The 4,620-nt window shown below is 72.5% G+C and carries 5 protein-coding genes; 3 read left to right on the top strand and 2 right to left on the bottom strand.

The annotated features are described in order from the left end of the window. On the top strand, positions 1–247 hold a 247-nt coding region (locus VR45_RS24665; protein ID WP_045942019.1), incomplete at its 5' end, for a winged helix-turn-helix domain-containing protein. 112 nt (positions 248–359) lie between these two features. Here the strand turns inward: VR45_RS24665 and aceB are convergent. Further along, positions 360–2,009, bottom strand: a complete 1,650-nt coding sequence (gene aceB, locus VR45_RS24660; protein ID WP_045942018.1) for a malate synthase A — start codon at positions 2,007–2,009, stop codon at positions 360–362. Between the two features lie 182 nt (positions 2,010–2,191). Between aceB and VR45_RS24655 the strand changes: the two genes are divergently transcribed. Both VR45_RS24655 and VR45_RS24650 read left to right on the top strand, forming a co-directional pair. After that, positions 2,192–2,998, top strand: a complete 807-nt coding sequence (locus VR45_RS24655; RefSeq protein WP_159394344.1) for an IclR family transcriptional regulator — start codon at positions 2,192–2,194, stop codon at positions 2,996–2,998. Between the two features lie 166 nt (positions 2,999–3,164). Then, positions 3,165–3,788: a hypothetical protein gene (locus VR45_RS24650; RefSeq protein ID WP_159394343.1), complete on the top strand. Its 624-nt coding sequence runs from the start codon at positions 3,165–3,167 to the stop codon at positions 3,786–3,788. A 27-nt stretch (positions 3,789–3,815) separates the two neighbouring features. On the opposite strand, the gene VR45_RS24645 is transcribed toward VR45_RS24650, so the two are convergent. After that, the coding region (locus VR45_RS24645) for a glycoside hydrolase family 16 protein (RefSeq protein WP_353612714.1) at positions 3,816–4,620 on the bottom strand (805 nt) is incomplete at its 5' end.

Here is a 4,620-nt window from a genome sequence, read left to right as displayed (position 1 = left end):
GCCGGGCGGGGCGCCGGCCGCACTGGTCGGACTGGTCGGGGCGGCGCGGGCGCGGCTGCTGGTCCTCCTGACGTCGCCCGCCACCACCACCGATCTCGCCCACCGGCTGGGGGTGACGCCCGGCGCGGTCAGCCGCCACCTGGGGGCGCTGACCGCGGCCGGTCTGCTGGACCGCACCCGGCACGGCCGCCGGGTGCTCTACCGGCGCAGCAGCCTCGGTGACGCGCTGACCTGCCGCGGCGGGTGACGGTCGGTGCGCCGCCGGGCGGTGCGCCGCCGTACCGGGTGCAGTCGTACCGGGGTGTCGCCGTACCGGGCGCCGTCGTACGGAACGGCGCGCCCGGCCAGTAGCGTGACCCTCAGCCCAGCAGGGGCAGTGCGGGCAGGGTCAGGAAGTCCGCGAACTCCTCGGCCAGCGCGACCTGTTCGAAGAGCTGGGCGGCCTCGCGCCAGCGCCCGGCGGCGTAGACCTCGTCGCCGACCTCGGCCCGCAGCGCGGTCAGTTCCTCGGCGACCAGGCGGCGGACCAGGTCGGCGGTGGCCTTCTCCCCGGTGTCGGCGAGGACGACGTCGTTGTGGATCCACTGCCAGATCTGCGAGCGGGAGATCTCGGCGGTGGCGGCGTCCTCCATCATGTTGAAGATGGCGACCGCACCGAGGCCGCGCAGCCAGGCCTCGATGTAGCGGATGCCGACCTGGACGGCGTTGTGCAGCCCGTGCCGGGTGCAGCTGCCTCCGGCGCCCGCGATGTCGAGCAACTGGTCGGCGGTGACCGGCTCGGCCGGACCGGGGTTGTCCTTCTGGTGCGGGCGGGCGCCGAGGACGGCGTCGAAGGAGGCGCGGGCGACCGGGACGAGGTCCGGGTGCGCGACCCAGGAGCCGTCGAAGCCGCTGCCGGCCTCGCGGTCCTTGTCGGCCTTGACCTTCTCCAGCGCGGCCGCGTTGACCTCGGGGTCCCTGCGGCTGGGGATGAACGCGGCCATGCCGCCGATCGCGTGCGCACCGCGCCGGTGGCAGGTCCGCACCAGCAGCCGGGTGTAGGCGGCCATGAACGGCGAGGCCATGGTGACGGTGTTGCGGTCGGGCAGGATGTAGTGCTCGCCGGCGTCGCGGAAGTTCTTGACGATGGAGAACAGGTAGTCCCAGCGGCCGGCGTTGAGACCGGCGGCGTGGTCCCGCAGCTCGTAGAGGATCTCGTCCATCTCGAAGGCGGCGGTGATGGTCTCGATGAGGACGGTGGCGCGGATCGTGCCGTGCGGGATGCCGAGTTCGGCCTGGGCATGGGTGAACACGTCGTTCCAGAGCCGGGCTTCCAGGTGGCTCTCGGTCTTCGGCAGGTAGAAGTACGGCCCGGAGTTCGGGTCGTCCGCGCCGCGGGCGAGCAGCCGGGCGGCGTTGTGGAAGAAGTAGAGGCCGAAGTCGAGGAACGCGCCGGCCACCGGCTCGCCGTCGACCAGCAGATGGTTCTCGTCGAGGTGCCAGCCGCGGGGGCGGACCACGACGGTGGCGAGCTCGGCGGCCGGCCGCAGGGTGTAGGCCTTGCCGGCGGAGCTGCTGAAGTCGATCCGGCCCTCGAAGGCGTCGATCAGATTGATCTGACCGCTCACCACGTTCTCCCAGGTCGGGGAGGTGGCGTCCTCGAAGTCGGCGAGCCAGACCTTCGCGCCGGAGTTGAGCGCGTTGATCACCATCTTGCGGTCGGTGGGGCCGGTGATCTCGACCCGGCGGTCCTGGAGCGCCTTCGGCGCCTCGGCGACCCGCCAGTCGGCGGCGCGGACCTCGGCCGTGCCGGGCAGGAAGTCCAGGGTGCCGGTGCGGGCGATCCCGGCGCGGCGCTCCCGGCGGCGGGCGAGCAACTCGCGGCGCCGGCCCTCGAAGGAGCGGTGCAGGCCGACGACGAAGGCGACCGCCTCCGGAGTGAGCACCTCCTCGGCCCGGTGGACGCGCGGACCCGCGACCGTGACGACCGGAGCGGTGGGGGAAGCTCCGGGTCCCTGATCTGCAGCCATGAGCAGGACACTCCTAAGTGGAGGGCTTGATTCTGTAAGGTGGAGACTAGTTTCCGCGATACAGAATTTCAACGGTTTGTTGAGATGATCGCTGGGACTGTACTCCTCCTCCGACCGCGAAGGGAACGCCGGTGGCCCCGACCTCCGAGAGCAGTGAGAGCAGCGCGAGCAGCGGGAGTACCGTGAGCAGCGAGGGCGGTGCCCCGAAGGCGCCCGCCCCGACGGGGCAGGAGCGCACCAGCGGCGGAGTGCAGTCCGTCGAACGGGCCTTCCAACTGCTGGAGGCGCTCGCCGACTCCGGCGGCGTGGCGACGCTCAGCGAGCTCTCCACCTCCTCCGGACTGCCGATGCCGACCATCCATCGCCTGGTTCGTACCCTCGTGCAGCAGGGCTATGTCCGCCAGGACACCGCACGCCGCTACACCCTCGGCCCGCGGCTGATCCGGCTCGGCGAGACCGCCGGACGACTGCTCGGCAGCTGGGCCCGCCCCTACCTGGCCGAACTCATGGAGGCCACCGGCGAGACCGCCAACCTGGCGGTGCTGGAGGGCGGCGAGGTGGTGTACGTCGGGCAGGTGCAGTCGCGGCGATCGATGCGGATGTTCACCGAGGTCGGCCGCCGGGTGCAGCCGCACTGCACCGGCGTCGGCAAGGCGCTGCTGGCGCAGCTGCCCGACGAGGAGGCGCGCGCCGTGCTCGGCCCCAACCCGCTGCCCGCGCACACCCCGCACACCGTCACCGACCCGCAGGAGCTGATGGCCCAGCTCGCCGAGGCGCGCGAGCGCGGCTATGTGGTCGACGACCAGGAGCAGGAGATCGGGGTGCGCTGCATCGCCCTCGCCGTTCCCGGCGCGCCGACCCCGACGGCGCTGTCCGTCTCCGGCCCGGAGGCCCGGATCAGGGCGCTGGAGGAGCAGGCCGGCGCGGCGTCGCTGGTGCCGGTGATGCACGGGATCGCGGCCCGGCTGGGCCAGGTCCTGGCACCCTGACGTTCGGTCGCAGACGCGGCACGCCCGGGCGTTCACCCGTTCGAGCCACCCTTCGAGCCGCCCGAGGGCGGGTTGCCCCGGCCCCGGACACCCGTCGGCCACGCTGGTGCGGACGCGGCCCGCGACGGCGCGGGCGCGCCGGACACGAAGGGCAGGGTGAGCGGCGATGACCCGCAGCGGTTCCGTTCGAAGGCTTCTCGGCAAGGCGTTGGTGACGGGGTGCACGGTGGCGGTGCTGGCCGCCGGACAGGCCGGCGCGGTCTGTCCGCCGGACGACAAGGCGCCCGCACCCGGGACGAGCGCCCCGGCACCGGGGGCCGGTGATCCCGGGGCCGCGGATCCGGGCACGACCGCCGACCCGGCCGCGGCGGCCGTGCCCTCGGACTCCGACCTCTACGTCGTCCGGATCGACCCGGACCCGGCCGCGCCCGGCGGCAGCACCACCCTGCACGCCTTCATCGGCAACCTCGGACCGGACCGGACCGCCTCGCCGTTCACCGTCGTGGTCACCCTGCCGGCGGGGGTGACGGCCGAGGGGCCGTTCTTCCCGGAGAACTGCTACGAGTTCCAGAACGGCCACCGGGTGCGCTGCACCTTCCCGGCCGGGCTGCCGAAGTTCCGCAGCGCGACGGCCCTGATCCCGCTCCGGCTCTCCCCCGACGTCCCCCTCGGCGAGCTGGCGGGCGGCTATGTCGCGGTGCGCGGCGACGACGACCGGAACGACGCGAACAACCGGCAGCCGTTCACGATCGAGGTCGTCGAGACCACCGGTCCGAGGCCGATCGTCTGACCGTCGGCCCCGGACCGGTGGCCGCTGCTAGCGGTACACCCGGACGTAGTCCGCCGCGAAGGTGATCGGCGTGGTGCCCGAGGGCGCGGGGTGGTAGTTCCCCGCGCTCAGGGACAGGTTGAGGATCGGGTACGCCGCCCAGTCGGCGCCGACACCCTTGCCGTCCGAGAAGACCTTGGTGCCGTTGATGTACCAGTCGACCGAGCTCGCACCGTAGTGGGTGCCGATGGTGACCCAGCCGTCCTTCGCGATCGCCTTGGCGTCCGTGAGGTACAGGTGTCCCGGGTTGATGTGGTTGGTCAGCTCCAGCAGGTTCGGGTTGTCGGTGTGGTACTCGAAGGAGTCGATCTCCCCGTGGGTGCCGCTGGTGCTGTTCCACGTCCAGAGCGCCGGCCAGGCGCCGGTGCCGGCGGGGAGCTTGACCCGGGTCTCGATGTAGTCGCCGGTCTTCACCTTGAAGCCCTCGCTGGAGTACTCGGTGGTGAGCAGCCCGGTGTCCCAGGCCTGCTTGCCGTTCTCCAGCGTGTGCGTGCTCGGCCTGGCGGTGAAGGTGGCGACGCCGCCGGAGACGGCGACGTTGTTCTTGTTCAGCCAGTCGAGCTTGTTGTCGTTCGGGTTGTGGTCGCCGTAGTGGTAGGAGCTGCTCCGGTCGGCGGTCCAGCGGGAGCCGAGGGCGAGGCTGTTGAAGTCGTCGGACCAGGTGAGCTGCTTGCCGGCGACCGGGGCACCCGTGGTGGGGGTGGTGGGCGTCGGGGTGGGGGTCGGCGTCGGGGTGGCGGCGGAGACGACGAGCTGGCGGGAGGGCAGGTTGTGCCAGCCGCCGGTGCTGTCC

Origin of the sequence: Streptomyces sp. NRRL S-495 (assembly GCF_000966955.1) — a bacterium.
Classification (GTDB): Bacteria; Actinomycetota; Actinomycetes; order Streptomycetales; family Streptomycetaceae; genus Kitasatospora; species Kitasatospora purpeofusca.
Note: the sequence above shows the minus strand (reverse complement) of the source record. Positions and strands in the feature narration are given on the sequence as shown.

What these genes read in the sequence shown, in the direction of transcription:
- aceB (WP_045942018.1), bottom strand. Translation starts at nt 2,009, where the DNA reads ATGGCTGCAGATCAGGGACCCGGAGCTTCCCCCACCGCTCCGGTCGTC.
- VR45_RS24650 (WP_159394343.1), top strand. Translation starts at nt 3,165, where the DNA reads ATGACCCGCAGCGGTTCCGTTCGAAGGCTTCTCGGCAAGGCGTTGGTG.